The sequence below is a fragment of the Christiangramia oceanisediminis genome (assembly GCF_022570735.2).
Taxonomy (GTDB): Bacteria; Bacteroidota; Bacteroidia; order Flavobacteriales; family Flavobacteriaceae; genus Christiangramia; species Christiangramia oceanisediminis.
On sequence record NZ_JANCNS010000001.1, the window covers coordinates 997,482 to 1,012,382 of the forward strand.

The following is a 14,901-nucleotide window of genomic DNA, read 5'->3' on the forward strand; positions in this document are numbered from 1 at the left end:
GACCCTGGGAATAATGTCTATCTTTAACTCCTAACACTTGAATTATGAACCGACTTTTTGCTCTAGCCTGTTTCTTTATCTATTCAATTTCATTCGCTCAAAACATAGGTTTTGAAAAGGATGCTTTTGCCCATACCTACTCCATTGTTGCCAGGGATACCATTACCGGCGAAATGGCTGTGGCGGTGCAGAGTCACTGGTTTTCAGTAGGCCCTCTAGTGGCCTGGGGAAGAGCCGGTGTTGGAGTGGTAGCCACCCAGTCTTTCGTTAATCCAGCCTACGGACCTGAAGGCCTGGACCTCATGGAGAATGGGATGAGCGCAGAGCAGGCACTCACACAATTAATTGAACAGGACGAAGGCAGGGCTTACAGGCAGGTTGCCTTTCTGGATGATACTGGCAGCGTTTCAGCATTTACAGGGGAAAATTGCGTGGAGGCGGCTGAACATTTAACCGGCAAACACTTTTCGGTTCAGGCGAATATGATGCTGAACGATGAGGTGGTTACGGCTATGGCGCGGGCATATATGCAATTTGATAAATATCCGGTTGCTGAACGCGTCATGGAAGCTTTAAAAGCGGCACAGGAAACAGGTGGTGATATTCGCGGAAAACAGTCGGCTGCTTTGATCGTAGTTGGTCCTGAAAAGACCAGCAAGGAATGGAAGGAAAAAAAGATCGACCTTAGGGTTGATGATCATCCCGAACCGGTAAAAGAACTGGATAGGCTGCTGAAGGTTTCAAGAGCCTATGAACATATGAACAGGGGAGATCTGGCCGTGGAGGAAGGAGATATGACCAAAGCCCTGGAAGAATATGGCGCTGCCGAAAAAATGTTTCCAGGTAACCTCGAGATGAAATTCTGGAAAGCTGTTGCACTGGCGAACAATGGTAGGATCGAGGAAGCAAAACCCATTTTTCAGTCGATCTTTGAAGAGGATGAGAACTGGAAAGAAATGCTCACCAGGCTACCAAAATCTGGCCTGCTTAGCATTTCAGAAAGTGAACTTGAGGAATTGACCAAATAATTAAATATCTTTATACCAGCAAATTACCCGATTATGAAAAAACTGAACACTATTTCCGCTATAATCCTCATCCTGGTTTCAAGCCTGGTTCTTTCCTGCAAGGATGAACCTAAATCTGAGGAACAACAAGAATCTGCTGCCCAAACCACTTCGTCTGAAGATATGAAGCAAAATATGGCCAAGAGCAGCGATCTAAAATACAATCCTGCTCATGGCGAAGAAGGCCATAGATGCGATCTACCTGTAGGAGCTCCGCTAGACCAGCCAAAAGCCTCGCAACAGCAGGATATGACCATTTCACCGGTACGCTTAAAAAGCGCCATGCCTAAAATCAATCCGCCACATGGCGAACCAGGGCATGACTGTTCGGTTCCGGTAGGAGCAGAATTAAAAGGATAATAAAAAAACCCTCGCAGCAAGCGAGGGTTTTTTGTTTCAGTTTATTAGATAAGAATCAGTCTTCAAGCATTCCAGCTCTTTGAGCGTCTCTTGGCTCCGGCCAGGTCATTTGCTCGCCAGATCTCCTGCTTACAGGCAGGTTGATCTTTTCCCTGGAAGTCCTTTCCGGGTCTTCACTTGCCATATATGCAAGAATAGCCGTTAAGATCACGTTATTCCTAACATCATCAAAAACGATCTTATCATAAGTATCCCTGTTGGTATGCCAGGTATAGTTCCAGTAATCCCAGCTCAAAGAACTCAAATTGAATGCTGGTGCACCCGCAGCTACAAAAGAAGCATAATCTGATCCTCCTCTGCCCGGGGTTCCTGGAAATTCGGTTTCGATATGAGTGGTCACCGCTTCCGGCACCTCATACAACCATTCCCCCAGGTAATCATAGGCATGAAGGAATCCATTTCCGGAAATGTTGACAACTCTTCCTGTTCCGTTATCCTGGTTAAAAAGCACCTGCATATTTTCCACAATTTCGGGATGATCCTTTACAAAAGCCCTGGAACCGTTCAATCCCTGTTCCTCACTTCCCCAGTGACCAACCATGATGGTTCTTTTTGGATTTGGATACATCTTCTTCAGTATTCTCAAGGCTTCCATCATTACAAGTGTTCCGGTACCATTATCGGTGGCACCCGTAGCGCCGTCCCAGCTGTCGAAATGCGCCGAAAGGATCACGTATTCCTCAGGTTTTTCGGTACCTTCGATCTTAGCAATGGTATTGAAAGTAGGCACCTCTCCAAGTTCTTTAGATTCTGCCACTACTTTTATAGTTGGTTTATCTCCATATTCAGCAAGGCGATAAAGCATTCCATAATCTTCCAGCGACACATCGATGGTTGGGATCTTTTTGGTACTGGCTGAGAAAACCTTATTTACACCAAATCCGCGTGACCATCTTGAGGTAACGATCCCTGCAGCACCTGCTTTCTCCAGTGCCGCCGGCAAATCACGATAACCAAGACCTGTTTTTTCGAGACGTGCATCCCATTGTTTTTCAAGTGAATCGCGATCTTTTTTCATCTTTTCGAAAGATTCAGGAGTGGCCCACTCTTCCCAGTTATCATCTGGCCTCCCTGTTGGCTGTGGCATGGAGATCATCACGAATTTCCCTTTTACCTGCTGAAGCTTACTGGCAAAATCGGAAGAATCTGCCGCTTCAGGAATGATGATCACCTCGGCAGTAACTCCATTTTTACCGGTTGACGGACTCCAGGCAAGCTGCCTTGCTTCCAGGCTTTGAATTCGAGGTGAGATCATGTCTACATGAGTGATCCCTCTTTCCCAGCCTTTCCATTTTCCCCACTGCTCTTTTTCAGCGGTAATTCCCCAGTCCTGGTATTTCTTTACGGCCCAGTCATGAGCATTGTTCATTTGAGGTGTTCCTACCAGTCTTGGACCTACAACGTCCAGCAGTTCGTGGGCCAGTTTTTCAAGTTGAGAATTTTTTTCAGCCTCCTGAATAATATTCTCAATGGTTTCCTTTTTAGCATCCTGGGCCAGGCTCAGGGAAACATTCAGGAAAAGCAGCAATGCTGCTACCAATAAATTTTTGTTCATAGTTAAGGTTTAATTTACGAATGGCCTAAGATAACTTTTTTAGTATTTAAAATAAAGATGAGGTTTGCTGGTAATTACAAAGCCGTAAACATTCTGGAAAAGGATTTAAAAAAATTAAAAATTAGCTAACTTGGCGGTCGGCCAAAAAATTGGGCCTTTTTGAAATTAAATCTAAAATCTATCCGTTAAATGAGACCTAAATACGCCTACTTTAAAGTTATTTTTTTAGTGATCCCTTTTTTCCTTTCTGCCCAGCAATCTGACCTGAGCGTAGAAAAGATCATGAAAGACCCTGAATGGATGGGAACCTTCCCAAATTCGGTTAGATGGGGAATTCAAAGCGAAAATGTTTATTTTGAGTATAACCCGGAAGGGAATCCTTCAGATTCACTCTATAAGATCAATGTCAAAAATCCAAAAGACATTCAAAAGGTTAGCCTGGCAGAAGGCCGGGAATTAATGCCACGTGGCGGTGATTTTAACGAATCCCGCAGCAAGAAGGTGTATACCGACAATGGCGATCTTTTTGTTTACGATATGAAATCTGAAAAGAAACAGGAATTACTGGACCTGCCTTTCCGAATCGACGATCCCATGTTCCTGGCGAACGAAAACCAGGTTTCCTTCGAGGCCGATAACAATATTTTCCTGTACGACCTCAAAACGGGCAGCCTGAAGCAGATTACGAATATAGAATCGGGTTCTGAAAAGGATAAAGGAGAACGCAAATTATCTGAAAAAGATGAATGGATCCAAAACGAAAACCTTGAATTACTGGGGATCGTTAACCAAAGAAAAGAAGACAAGGAAAGTAGCATGGCTTATTTTGAATCGGTCAAGGAGAAAGAGGATTTCACGTTTTACCTGAAAGACAGGGAAGTTCGTGACCTCAACCTTTCCCCGAATGCCCGCTATGCCGGTTTTAGCCTGATCACCCGCGAACGCGGAAAAAGCACCAATGTCCCAAATTATGTTGATGAAAGCGGATATACCGTGAACCTGCCAGCGAGAAGCAAGGTTGGAGACATGGAGTATACAGCCGAACTGGCGCTTTATGACCTTCAAAAAGATACGGTCTATATGATCTCCATGGATAACTTACCAGGCATCGATGACCTGCCAGATTACACCGAAGACTACCCGGATAAAGAATGGAAAAAGGAAGCACGTGAAGTGATCCCTTCCGAAGTAAAATTCTCCCCAAATGGTGAAAAAGCAGTGGTAAACTTAAGGTCTACCGATAACAAGGATCGCTGGATCGCGAGTATCGACCTTCAGAACGGAAAAATTAAGTCGATCGAAAGACAACGGGATGAGGCCTGGCTGGCCGGTCCCGGAATTGGCTACACTTACTATGGCAACGAAACTCTTGGATGGCTGCCAGATAATGAACATATCTATTTCCAGAGCGAGGAAACAGGCTATTCCAATCTTTACCTGTTAAATGTGAATACCCGCAAAAAAACCAATCTTACTCCAGGGGATTATGAGGTGTTTGATCCGTTTCTTTCGAACGATAAAAAACACTGGTATTTTACATCTTCCATGGTTCACCCGGGAGAACGACATTTCTACAAAATGCCGGTAATGGGTGGAAACATGGAGCAGCTTACCAGCATGACCGGGAACAACGATGTTGATCTTTCGCCTGACGAAAAATATATGGCTATCACATATTCTTATATGAATAAGCCTGAAGAGTTATTTCTGAAAAAGACCCGGGCCAATGCCGAAGCCATTCAGGTTACCAGCGGCCAGTCTGAAGAATTCATGGCCTACGACTGGCGCGAGCCGGAACTGATACGTTTCGAAGCACAGGATGGCGCCATGGTACCTGCACGACTTTATCTTCCGGAAGCCGATGTAAAGAACGACGCCGCTGTGGTTTTTGTTCACGGTGCCGGTTATTTGCAGAATGCGCATAAATGGTGGTCGAACTACTTCAGGGAATATATGTTCCATAACCTTTTAACCGATCTGGGATACACCGTTATCGACGTGGATTACCGCGGAAGTGCTGGCTACGGAAGGGACTGGAGAACCGGGATCTATCGCCATATGGGCGGAAAGGACCTTAGCGACCAGGTAGATGCGGTGAATTACCTCATCGAAAATCACGATGTAGATCCTGAAAAAGTTGGTATCTACGGTGGAAGTTATGGAGGTTTCATCACCCTGATGGCCATGTTCACCGAAGCGGACACCTTCAATGCCGGAGCGGCACTGAGATCGGTTACAGACTGGGCTCATTATAACCACGGTTATACCTCGAATATCCTCAACGAACCTTCCCAGGATCCTATCGCTTATCGAAGGTCTTCACCTATCTATTTCGCGGAAGGCCTGGAAGGAGATCTTTTGATCGCTCATGGGATGGTAGATACCAATGTTCATTTCCAGGATGTGGTGCGACTGGCCCAGCGACTAATCGAATTAGGCAAGGAAGACTGGGAAATGGCCGTTTACCCGGTAGAAAGCCATGGTTTTATTGAACCAAGCAGCTGGACCGATGAATACAGGCGAATCCTGGAATTGTTCAATGAAAGTTTACTTGGGAAATAATGGATATAGAATTCGTTAGAAAACAATTCCCGGCGCTTCAGAAGGATTTTACCTTTATGGATAATGCCGGTGGATCACAGGTTCTTGGTAACGTGATAGACCGAATCAGCGCCTATATGGTGCATTATAATGTGCAATTAGGAGCCAGCTACAAGATATCTGCTGAAGCCGGGGAAAAAATACAGTACGCGACCTCAAAGATCGCAGAATTCATCAATGCCAGGGAAAGCAGGGAAGTGGTGATTGGCCCTTCAACCACCATGCTTTTGCGCATCCTGAGTCTAAGCATCAGTAAGAACTGGGAAGCTGGTGACGAAGTGATCGTTACCAATACCGATCATGAGGCGAATGTATCTCCCTGGACAGATCTTCAGGAAAAAGGCATTACAGTGCACATCTGGAAAGTCAATCCGGAAACACTCCAGCTTGAGATCGATGATCTGAAAAAATTGATGAATTCAAGAACCAAACTGGTAGCCGTAACTCATACTTCCAATGTGCTGGGGAGCATCAACCCGCTCAGGGATATCGCTAAAGCGGTTCATGAGGCTGGCGCCCTGATCTGTGCCGATGGGGTAGCCTATGCACCGCATCGAAAAGTAAATGTCCAGGAACTGGATGTAGATTTCTATACTTTCAGCTGGTATAAGACCTACGGCCCGCACCTGGCCATGATGTATGGAAAGTATGAACACCTGCTGGAACTCGAGAGCTTAAACCATTATTTTATCGGGAAGGAAGACATTCCTTATAAATTACAACCCGGAAATCTCAATTTCGAACTTACTTACAGCACCCTGGGTATTTTTGAATATTATGAGGATCTATACAGGCAGCATTTCAGCGAAAAGGAAAAAGATCGCGGAAGCAGAATGCAAAAGGTCTTTGATCTTATCGCTTCTCAAGAGGAAAAACTGGCCACGCTTCTGTTGAACTACCTGAATGAAATCCCGGAGATCAGGATCATTGGCGAAACCAATCCACATTCTTCCAAACGCGTACCAACCATTTCTTTCGTTCACTCAAAACTGAAAAGCAATGATATCGTTGAACGGGTGGACCCGCACAGGATAGGCATTCGTTTTGGCGATTTTTATGCAAAAAAGTTGATCCAGGACCTGGAGCTTCAGGAAAAAAATGGCGTGGTAAGAGTTAGCCTGGTTCACTATAATACCAAAGAAGAGGTGAACAGACTAATCAAGGTATTCCGGTCTATATTCTAACGGTAACCTCCAAAAACGCGGTTAAGCGGAACTTTTAGCGAAAGGTAGAAGGCATTTCGCCTCACCCGGTCATCAACTACCGGAAGCAGTTCTGCCAGGCCTCCAACTTCGGCTGTGAACTGGTTTCTTATTCGGTAAGAGATCCCAAGCTTCACCGGCACGGTGATCACGTGTATATCCTTTTCCTGCACCCTTGAGCCGTAATCTGGGATTTCCTGTATAAAGGCCACTCCAATTCCGCCTGTGAAATAGAAATCCCGAATTCTGCGGAAGGGATCATAATTGAAATAAGGCATTAGGGTGAGTGAATTATAATGATCGTCTTCATTAAGAAGAGGCGAAGAAAACCGGTCATAATAGAATTCTAGACCGAACGCCATTTTGGGCTTCAGGTAATAAGCTCCGTAAACTCCCAGTGCATAATTGCCTTCGTAACCGGAATTTGAAAAGCCTTCCGAATTATTAAAAACCTCGTTATTCACATACAGCGAGGTCATTTGAAAATTCAGTAAAGGACCAACTTCAAATTCAGAACCATATTGCTGGGACCAGCTTTCAGCGGAGAGGATCAGTACAAGAAGAAAGAAGAGTTTCCTTGCCATAGACCGGGTTAGGTATCTGGGAATTAGAATGATTTTCGGGGAATAAACTTACTCAATAAACCTGAACCTGCCAAGCCAAAAGCCTGGCAGGCAGGTTAAAAGCAGTTTATAATTTCTGAAGGCCTTTAGCCTCGTCTTTACTGGCCTCCATGATGCTGATGGCATATCCACCACCTGGAACCGACATTTGATTGATCTTGGATTTGTGATCAACCCTGTATTTTTTGATCTCGTAAGCCTGCGGATTTCGCTTATAATGCGCATCTGGCGCATCTGAGTAGACCGTAGCTATATATACCTTGTCCTTATCCAGGAAATCGAATTTGATGGAAGACATTCGGTTATCGTTTCCATTCACATTTCCAACGAACCAGTTGTTACCTCCTTTTTCCTTTCTGGCAATCGTTAAATAATCTCCCGGTTCAGCTTCCAGGTAGATACTGTTATCCCAGTCTATCGCCACATCTTTAATGAACTGGAAGGCATCCGGAAACCTCATATAATTTTCGGGCAGATCGGCAGCCATTTGAAGCGGGCTGTACATTGTTACATACAATGCCAGCTGGTTGGCGATGGTGCTGTTCACATGAGAATTGTTATCAGGATTCAGTTTGCTGATGTCCATTTCGAAGATACCCGGTGTGTAATCCATAGGTCCTCCCAGAAGTCTTGTAAATGGAAGCACGGTCACGTGATTTGGTTTTGAACCGCCAAAAGCCTGGTACTCGGTACCACGAGCCGACTCGTTCGCGATCAAATTTGGCCAGGTTCTGGCAAGTCCGGTAGGTCTTACCGCCTCGTGCGCGTTGATCATGATCTCATAATCGGCGGCTTTTTTGATCGCATACAGGTAATGATCGATCATCCACTGGCTGTAGTGATTTTCAGCTCTTGGAAGGATATCACCCACGTAACCACTTTTTACGGCGTTATAGCCATATTTCTTCATGAACTGATAGGCAGTGTCCAGGTGACGCTCATAATTTCTTACCGAAGAAGATGTTTCATGGTGCATAATCATCTCCACATCCTTGCTGGCGGCATAATCCTGGATCTCTTTTACATCAAAATCGGGATATGGAGTTACAAAATCGAACACATAATCCTTGGAATGCCCAAACCAGTCTTCCCAGCCTATATTCCATCCTTCAACCAAAACGCCGTCAAAACCATGTTCAGCAGCAAAATCGATGTATTCCTTTACATGCTCGGTATTGGCAGCATGGGTGTCGTTTGGTTCAGCTTCCTCAAAATTGGTTTCTCCCAGTCTCACCGCCTGGAATTCATCGGTATAATGCCAGGAGCTTTTCCCGGTGATCATTTCCCACCAAACCCCGATATATTTCATGGGCTTGATCCAGGAGGTATCGTCGATCTTAGAAGGTTCGTTCAGGTTATAAATGATCTGTGAAGCCGGAATATCCCTTGCATCATCACTCACCATCACCACTCTCCATGGAGAATGCGTTGGAGCGATCAAATAACCTTTATCGCCTTTCGCCCCTGGAGTAAGCCAGGATTCGAAGATCATGTTCTCATCGTCCAGGTTAAGGTGCATGGTGGAATAATCCACAAGTGCTGCTTCGTGAAGATTTATATAAAGACCATCATCGCTCTTCATCATCAGGGAAGTCTGCACCCCGGTATTCGAAAAAGAAGTCTGGGAAAGGTTGGCGGTGATGGAACTTTCCATTTTACCTCTTATTTCAGAAAGTCTGGATTCGGTATAATCGTACTCCTGGGTATCGTAATCACCAGGGATCCAGAAAGCCGTATGATCACCAGCCATGGCGAATTGTGTTTTTTCTTCCTTGATCACGAAATGGCCAAGACTTTTCTGCTGCGGAAATTCATATCTTAAACCAAGCCCATCATCATACAATCTGAACCGCAATACCAGCTCACGGCTGGTAGCCTCCTGAAGCAATCTAACTTCCAGTTCGTTGTACTGGTTCCTTACTTCCTTGTATTCCCCCCAAACAGGTTCCCAGGTCTCATCAAAACTCGAGGTTTTGGTGTCTTTTATGCTGAAACCATTTAAAAGGTCTTCCTCTTCCTTCAGATCAAAACCTAACTTACTGGGTTTTATAACGGCTTTGCCTTTGAAATCAAGTTTATAGACCGGGCTTCCGTCTTCAGAAATGGAGAATTCCATCTGAAGGTCAGAATCTGGTGAACTGATGCTTTGTGCGATTGCTGCACTTATGCTTAGCAGGCAAAAACTAAAAAGCAGGGTGATTTTCTTCATAATCTAATTAGGGTATTTTTCAATGAATTTTCAAAAATACGGCTATTTAAGGGTATAAAAAAAGGCTATTCCCGCGGAAAAGCCCTTCTTTCTCCAAATTTTGAAAAATTAGCCGATGGCCTGTTTAAGATCGTTGATTAGATCTTCTTCATCTTCAACACCTACGCTAAGCCTGATGAGTGAATCCACCACGCCCACCTTTTCTCTTTCTTCCTTGGGAATGGAAGCATGGGTCATGCTCGCCGGGTGCCCTGCTAAAGATTCCACCCCTCCTAATGATTCGGCCAGGGTGAAAACTTTTAGGTTTTCAACAATTCGGATCGCGCTTTCCAGGCTGTTCTCTTTGGTTGAAAAAGAGATCATCCCGCCGAAGCCTTTCATTTGTCTTTTTGCGATATCATGATTTGGATGATCTTCGAATCCCGGCCAGTAAACTTTATCGATCTTAGGGTTGGACCTAAGATAATGAGCCACCGCTGCCCCATTCTCACAATGCCTTTGCATTCTCAGGTGAAGGGTTTTGATCCCTCTAAGTACCAGGAAACTATCCTGCGGCCCACAAATGGCCCCGCTCGCCTTCTGAATAAAATATAGTTTATCTGCCAGTTCCCGGTCATTCACCACCAGGCCACCAACAACGACATCGCTGTGACCACCCAGGTATTTAGTGGCACTGTGCATGATGATATCGGCACCAAGCTCTAAAGGCCGCTGAAGATAAGGAGTGGCAAAGGTATTATCTACTGCCAGCAAAAGGTCGTGCTTTTTTGCAATCCTGGAAACCGCCTCGATATCGATAATATTCATCATGGGATTACTGGGAGTTTCCACCCAAATGAGCTTTGTATTCTTATTTACATATTTTTCAATTCCTGATGGCTCCTGCATCCCTATGAAATGAAACTTTATACCAAGCCCTTCGAAGATCTGTGTAAAAAGGCGGTAAGAGCCGCCATAAAGATCATTGGTTGAAATGATCTCGTCGCCGGGTTTGAACAGTTTCAAAACTGCATCTATGGCTGCGAGACCCGATCCAAAAGTCATTCCGAATTTGCCATTTTCAAGGCTGGCCATGGCCCTTTCAAGTGCCGCCCTTGTTGGGTTTCCGCTTCTGGAGTATTCGAATCCCTTATGACCACCCGGGGTACTTTGAGAATAGGTGCTGGTCTGGTAAATGGGCGGCATGACCGAATTGTAAGCAGGGTCTGTATTTTCCTGCCCCCCGTGAATGGTTTTTGTATTGAATTTCATCTTCAGAAAATTTTGAACAACAAATGTATTGAGCCCATTGGGCATTCACAAAAATAGACTTTACCTTTATATGGTTTTTAATATATAATTGCTTTGAAAAAATTTGGTATCCTGCTGGGGCTGGTTTCTCTTTTTATAGCCTGTGCAGATGACCCTAAGGAAAAAGATCAAAAAGAGCCGGATGAATCCCTTCAATTCACTTCTAAAAATATTGAAAAAAGCCTGGAAAACTGTTTGCCTGAAGATGGGGAATGCACCTTTATAAGTCTTAATTTTCCCTTAGCCGAAGGCACCGGTTTCCCTTCGGTTCGCATTAACCGGCAAATCGTCCAGTTTTTGAATAATACTATAGATTACCAGGAGGATGGTGGTATCCTGTCTCCAGATGAGCTGGCCGATAATTTTATCGCAAATTACAGGGAAACAGCTCAGGAGTTTCCCGAATATGAACTACCCTGGGAGGCCACTATCCTTGGGAAAGTGGTTTACTGGGATGATGAAATCATATCGCTTCGGTTTAAAACCAATATGTTCACTGGTGGTGCTCATGGATACGAAAGCACCAATTTTCTGAATTTTGATCCCGAATCGGGAAACAGCCTGAAAACCGAAGATCTTTTTACTGCTGAATTCATTGATTTTGTAGAACAGGATTTCAGAAAAAAGAATAAAATCCCGGAAAATTCAAATATCAACAGCACGGGAATGTTCTTTGAAAATGACAGTTTTCACCTGCCGCAGAATATTGGCATTACGCAAGATCAGGTTATATTACATTATAATGCCTACGAGATTGCCCCCTATTCCTCAGGGAATTTTACGCTTATCTATCCCCACAAGGAGCTTGAAAAATATCTGAAACTTGATTTCAAAAAAGAACCAGAATTGTAAAGCTTTTCCAAAATTCACGAAGTGATTCTTTTAAAAGTCCGTTCTTTGTAGTAATTCAAAGATCTTGGTTATGAAGAAAATTTATTACCTCTCCACCTGTGACACCTGTAAAAGAATTTTAAAGGAAATCGATGTCCCGTCATCCTTCAGACTTCAGGATATCAAGAACGAAGAGATCACTGAAGAGCAACTGGAGGAAATGAAGAAGCTATCTGGTAGTTATGAAGATCTATTCAATAAAAGAGCCCGGCTTTACAAGGAAAGAGAGCTGAAGAACCAGGATCTTTTAGAGGAAAATTTCAAGGCGTTGATCCTGGAACATTACACTTTCCTCAAAAGACCCGTGATCATTAACGGGGACGAAATTTTTATTGGAAACTCAAAAAAGACGGTAGAAGCGGCCAAAGCCTCCATTCATGACTAACCAGCGATTACTCGCGTTGCTTGCTGCTTTTGGTGCCAGCGCGATCTATGGTATAAATCATACCCTGGCCAAGGGTTTGATGCCAACTTATATTGAACCTTTCGGATTCATTTTTCTCAGGGTAACCGGAGCAGCCATCCTTTTCTGGATACTCAGCCTGTTCGCACCCAAGGAGAAAATAGCCACATCAGACTGGCCACGGATCCTCGGGTGCGCCGTCTTTGGGATGGTGATCAATATGCTCTTCTTCTTTAAAGGACTCAGTCTTTCAACGCCTATTAACAGTTCGGTTATCATCACCCTATCCCCGGTAATGGTACTTATACTGGCCTCATTTCTAATTGGCGAAAGGATAACCTGGCTTAAAAGCCTTGGAATTGCGGTTGGAATGGCAGGCGCCCTGGTGCTTGTTTTGTTCAGCAGTGAAGAGAGTTTCAATGCGCCAAATATTCCTTTAGGAAATGTTTTATTCATCGTTAATGCATTTTCCTACGGACTTTACCTCATCCTGGTCAAGCCGTTAACGGCAAAATACAGTTCGATCACCCTGATGAAATGGCTCTTCTTTATTGCTATTTTCATCAATTTCCCGGTCACAATCGGTGAATTCATGGATGTAGAATGGGGCAGTTTACCCTTCGAGGCGATCTGGCGAATGGCCTATGTAGTGGTAGGTACGACCTTTATGACCTATTTACTGAATATCTATGCATTAAAACAACTTTCGGCTTCGACCATCAGCGCTTTTATCTATTTACAGCCGTTGATCGCCATCGTATTCGCGATCTCGGTTGGTGCAGACAAATTAACGCCCGTAAAAGCGATCGCTGCTTTACTGGTTTTCGCTGGTGTTTATATGGTTAGTATGAGGAAGACTAAAGTTAAAGCTTAATAAAGGTCCATATTTGAAGTGCTTAAGCCTCCGGCGATCAAAAGGATTGCCACAGCACCACCAAGTACAGTAAGAACACTTAATACCGTGGAAACCGAGTGATTTTTGGTCCTTACTTCCTCTATGACCAGGCTTTCCAGCGGAAAACTATAATATTTTCCATCCACTCTTCCAATAACTTCCATTTTTCGAAGTTTTTTGAGCGTTGAAGAGCTTTTAGCAAGGCCAAAATAATCTGAATCTATTTTCTTGATTCGTTTAAAAACCAGTGTTTCCTGCTTAGTTTCAATCTTCACCTTTTTTCCTTTGGAGGCCGCTTCATCCAGGCTAGTATTTTTTGAATGGTACACGCTACAGGAATGAAACAGAAAAGAGACAATAAGTAGAAAAATCAGGGGCCTGGAACGGGTTAACAGGGATTTCATATTTCAGAAATTAAAAGCCTCTTAGATTCCCGGAGATTTAACAGGAAAAAAAATCCTGATAAATCATCGTAGAGTTATCAGGAGCAATTACCTTCTAAAGGTAAGCATATTCTATTATTTTTCAATGCTTTAAACCCTTTAAGTGTCCATCTTATAAATTGAAAGCAATGTTAACTTTTTGAAACAATTAGTTCAATAAGCTCATCTTCAGAAATTTCTGCCAGGACTCCCGTTTTATCCTGCAAATATTCCTTCAGTTCCATGGTATTTAAATCATAGGTTTCTTTTAAACCTTTTATGATAGTAGACAAATAGGTTTCATCGGGTTTGTTGATCTCATTTTCCAGGTAGGTTTCACTTGTAAAAGTAATTACAGGAAGGCCTTTAACCTCCCCAAGGTAGAGCAGCATTCCGTATCTACCCTTGCTAAAACAGTTATAATAACCTCGCTCTTTTAATTGCTCGAAATCAACTACGATCTTATCCTCGATTTTCAATTCCTGCCTAACCAGGTCTATAAACTGACCGGTATTTATTAAGTATCGCCTGCCCAGTGTTTCTGCCTCCTCATCTTTTCCGGGACGCAAAAAGCAAATTCCTCCACCATTCCAGGTCGGAGATCGTTTTGCAAAATACAATTCATATGGAATTTTCACAGGACCGCTCTCCACGGGCGGAGTTCTATCTGCACATCCCCTGAAGTTGACCAAAGCTCCAGCCGGAGTACCACCGGCTATATAACACATAAATCTTTCTTTTCTTAGATTTGATCCATAACAGGCATACCATACCTGTTTGACATCTGATTGCATGATTTAAAGCTTTTCTAATTCTTCCGGCCTAATATTTTGCGGAGACTTTCCGTGTTTCCGGGTATCTTCTTTGGTTAGGACCCTAAAATCTTTTGATTTTGGTGTTCCGTCCAGTTGATCGAACAGTTCTTTTGGCAGCCTGGTCAACTTACGCGAATCCAGGTCCAGCCACGACCCCATCATTTCACAAGTCGCACAATTATTGCCATTATGGTCGAAGATCCTGTGAATGAATTCGAAGAACATCCCGTCTTCCGATAATCCGCTTAATTCCAGGCTAACCCTAACCGGTTCCCCGGCAAAGATCTCTTTAAAATAATAGATATGCTCATAGAACACGATAGGGCCTAAATTATAATGGGAAAGTTGTTTATGGCCGAATCCATTTTCGGTTAGAAAACTCATTCGGGTATGGCTCATGAAGTTCACGAATGCCGAATTGGCCAGGTGCCTGTTGGCATCCAGGTCGCTCCATCTTATTTCGAATTTCTTGGTATACATTTCCTTTTTTTTGGCAAAACTATCAATA

14 protein-coding genes are annotated in these 14,901 nt (G+C 43.8%); 7 read left to right on the forward strand and 7 right to left on the reverse strand.

Annotation, left to right across the window (positions count from 1 at the left end):
• Positions 1 to 44 precede the first annotated feature (44 nt).
• Together MKO06_RS04410 and MKO06_RS04415 are read left to right on the forward strand one after the other, a co-directional pair.
• Positions 45 to 1,028, forward strand: a complete 984-nt coding sequence (locus MKO06_RS04410) for a DUF1028 domain-containing protein (RefSeq protein WP_241549448.1) — start codon at positions 45 to 47, stop codon at positions 1,026 to 1,028.
• Positions 1,029 to 1,061: 33 nt separating this feature from the next.
• The gene (locus MKO06_RS04415; RefSeq protein WP_241549449.1) at positions 1,062 to 1,427 is read left to right on the forward strand and encodes a hypothetical protein; all 366 of its coding nucleotides are present in this window, start codon (positions 1,062 to 1,064) and stop codon (positions 1,425 to 1,427) included.
• A gap of 55 nt (positions 1,428 to 1,482) precedes the next feature.
• Here the strand turns inward: MKO06_RS04415 and MKO06_RS04420 are convergent, their stop codons facing one another.
• Positions 1,483 to 3,042: a M20/M25/M40 family metallo-hydrolase gene (locus MKO06_RS04420; RefSeq protein WP_241549450.1), complete on the reverse strand. Its 1,560-nt coding sequence runs from the start codon at positions 3,040 to 3,042 to the stop codon at positions 1,483 to 1,485.
• Positions 3,043 to 3,231: 189 nt separating this feature from the next.
• On the opposite strand from MKO06_RS04420, the gene MKO06_RS04425 reads away from it, so the two are divergent.
• Positions 3,232 to 5,604: a S9 family peptidase gene (locus MKO06_RS04425; RefSeq protein ID WP_241549451.1), complete on the forward strand. Its 2,373-nt coding sequence runs from the start codon at positions 3,232 to 3,234 to the stop codon at positions 5,602 to 5,604.
• Entirely contained in the window at positions 5,604 to 6,827 is a 1,224-nt protein-coding gene (locus MKO06_RS04430; RefSeq protein ID WP_241549452.1) for a cysteine desulfurase-like protein, read from the forward strand. The genes MKO06_RS04425 and MKO06_RS04430 overlap by 1 nt, the downstream gene beginning before the upstream one ends.
• Here the strand turns inward: MKO06_RS04430 and MKO06_RS04435 are convergent.
• The 3 genes from MKO06_RS04435 to MKO06_RS04445 all read right to left on the reverse strand — a co-directional run bounded on the left by MKO06_RS04435 (position 6,824) and on the right by MKO06_RS04445 (position 10,928).
• Complete coding sequence (locus MKO06_RS04435; RefSeq protein WP_241549453.1) at positions 6,824 to 7,429, reverse strand: outer membrane beta-barrel protein; 606 nt, start codon at positions 7,427 to 7,429, stop codon at positions 6,824 to 6,826. The two genes, MKO06_RS04430 and MKO06_RS04435, sit on opposite strands and share 4 nt — an antisense overlap.
• A 106-nt stretch (positions 7,430 to 7,535) precedes the next feature.
• Positions 7,536 to 9,677 (reverse strand): glycoside hydrolase family 97 protein, encoded by a 2,142-nt coding sequence (locus tag MKO06_RS04440; RefSeq protein ID WP_241549454.1) that lies wholly within the window; start codon positions 9,675 to 9,677, stop codon positions 7,536 to 7,538.
• Between the two features lie 108 nt (positions 9,678 to 9,785).
• A complete protein-coding gene (locus MKO06_RS04445) occupies positions 9,786 to 10,928 on the reverse strand; it encodes a trans-sulfuration enzyme family protein (RefSeq protein ID WP_241549455.1) in 1,143 nt (380 codons plus the stop codon).
• A gap of 93 nt (positions 10,929 to 11,021) precedes the next feature.
• Here MKO06_RS04445 and MKO06_RS04450 point away from each other — a divergent pair, with 93 nt between their 5' ends.
• The 3 genes from MKO06_RS04450 to MKO06_RS04460 all read left to right on the forward strand — a co-directional run bounded on the left by MKO06_RS04450 (position 11,022) and on the right by MKO06_RS04460 (position 13,135).
• Positions 11,022 to 11,819 (forward strand): DUF3298 and DUF4163 domain-containing protein, encoded by a 798-nt coding sequence (locus MKO06_RS04450; RefSeq protein WP_241549456.1) that lies wholly within the window; start codon positions 11,022 to 11,024, stop codon positions 11,817 to 11,819.
• A gap of 70 nt (positions 11,820 to 11,889) precedes the next feature.
• Positions 11,890 to 12,243, forward strand: coding sequence for an arsenate reductase family protein (locus tag MKO06_RS04455; RefSeq protein ID WP_241549457.1), 354 nt, complete (start codon positions 11,890 to 11,892; stop codon positions 12,241 to 12,243).
• On the forward strand, positions 12,236 to 13,135 hold the full coding sequence (locus MKO06_RS04460) for a DMT family transporter (protein WP_241549458.1): 900 nt from the start codon (positions 12,236 to 12,238) through the stop codon (positions 13,133 to 13,135). The genes MKO06_RS04455 and MKO06_RS04460 overlap by 8 nt, the downstream gene beginning before the upstream one ends.
• Here MKO06_RS04460 and MKO06_RS04465 read toward each other — a convergent pair.
• The 3 genes from MKO06_RS04465 to MKO06_RS04475 all read right to left on the reverse strand — a co-directional run bounded on the left by MKO06_RS04465 (position 13,132) and on the right by MKO06_RS04475 (position 14,873).
• On the reverse strand, positions 13,132 to 13,560 hold the full coding sequence (locus MKO06_RS04465) for a hypothetical protein (RefSeq protein ID WP_241549459.1): 429 nt from the start codon (positions 13,558 to 13,560) through the stop codon (positions 13,132 to 13,134). The genes MKO06_RS04460 and MKO06_RS04465 overlap by 4 nt on opposite strands.
• 170 nt (positions 13,561 to 13,730) lie before the next feature.
• Positions 13,731 to 14,372, reverse strand: coding sequence for a hypothetical protein (locus MKO06_RS04470; protein WP_241549460.1), 642 nt, complete (start codon positions 14,370 to 14,372; stop codon positions 13,731 to 13,733).
• A gap of 3 nt (positions 14,373 to 14,375) precedes the next feature.
• Positions 14,376 to 14,873 carry an acyl-CoA thioesterase gene (locus MKO06_RS04475; protein ID WP_241549461.1) on the reverse strand — a complete coding sequence of 166 codons (498 nt, stop codon included), beginning with the start codon at positions 14,871 to 14,873 and terminating at the stop codon, positions 14,376 to 14,378.
• Positions 14,874 to 14,901 lie beyond the last annotated feature (28 nt).

Bases quoted from the DNA above. Each gene is read 5' to 3' on its own strand.
- MKO06_RS04475 (WP_241549461.1), bottom strand. From the start codon at position 14,873: ATGTATACCAAGAAATTCGAAATAAGATGGAGCGACCTGGATGCCAAC.
- MKO06_RS04415 (WP_241549449.1), top strand. From the start codon at position 1,062: ATGAAAAAACTGAACACTATTTCCGCTATAATCCTCATCCTGGTTTCA.
- MKO06_RS04420 (WP_241549450.1), bottom strand. From the start codon at position 3,042: ATGAACAAAAATTTATTGGTAGCAGCATTGCTGCTTTTCCTGAATGTT.
- MKO06_RS04430 (WP_241549452.1), top strand. From the start codon at position 5,604: ATGGATATAGAATTCGTTAGAAAACAATTCCCGGCGCTTCAGAAGGAT.
- MKO06_RS04440 (WP_241549454.1), bottom strand. From the start codon at position 9,677: ATGAAGAAAATCACCCTGCTTTTTAGTTTTTGCCTGCTAAGCATAAGT.
- MKO06_RS04465 (WP_241549459.1), bottom strand. From the start codon at position 13,560: ATGAAATCCCTGTTAACCCGTTCCAGGCCCCTGATTTTTCTACTTATT.
- MKO06_RS04460 (WP_241549458.1), top strand. From the start codon at position 12,236: ATGACTAACCAGCGATTACTCGCGTTGCTTGCTGCTTTTGGTGCCAGC.
- MKO06_RS04445 (WP_241549455.1), bottom strand. From the start codon at position 10,928: ATGAAATTCAATACAAAAACCATTCACGGGGGGCAGGAAAATACAGAC.
- MKO06_RS04410 (WP_241549448.1), top strand. From the start codon at position 45: ATGAACCGACTTTTTGCTCTAGCCTGTTTCTTTATCTATTCAATTTCA.
- MKO06_RS04435 (WP_241549453.1), bottom strand. From the start codon at position 7,429: ATGGCAAGGAAACTCTTCTTTCTTCTTGTACTGATCCTCTCCGCTGAA.
- MKO06_RS04425 (WP_241549451.1), top strand. From the start codon at position 3,232: ATGAGACCTAAATACGCCTACTTTAAAGTTATTTTTTTAGTGATCCCT.
- MKO06_RS04455 (WP_241549457.1), top strand. From the start codon at position 11,890: ATGAAGAAAATTTATTACCTCTCCACCTGTGACACCTGTAAAAGAATT.
- MKO06_RS04470 (WP_241549460.1), bottom strand. From the start codon at position 14,372: ATGCAATCAGATGTCAAACAGGTATGGTATGCCTGTTATGGATCAAAT.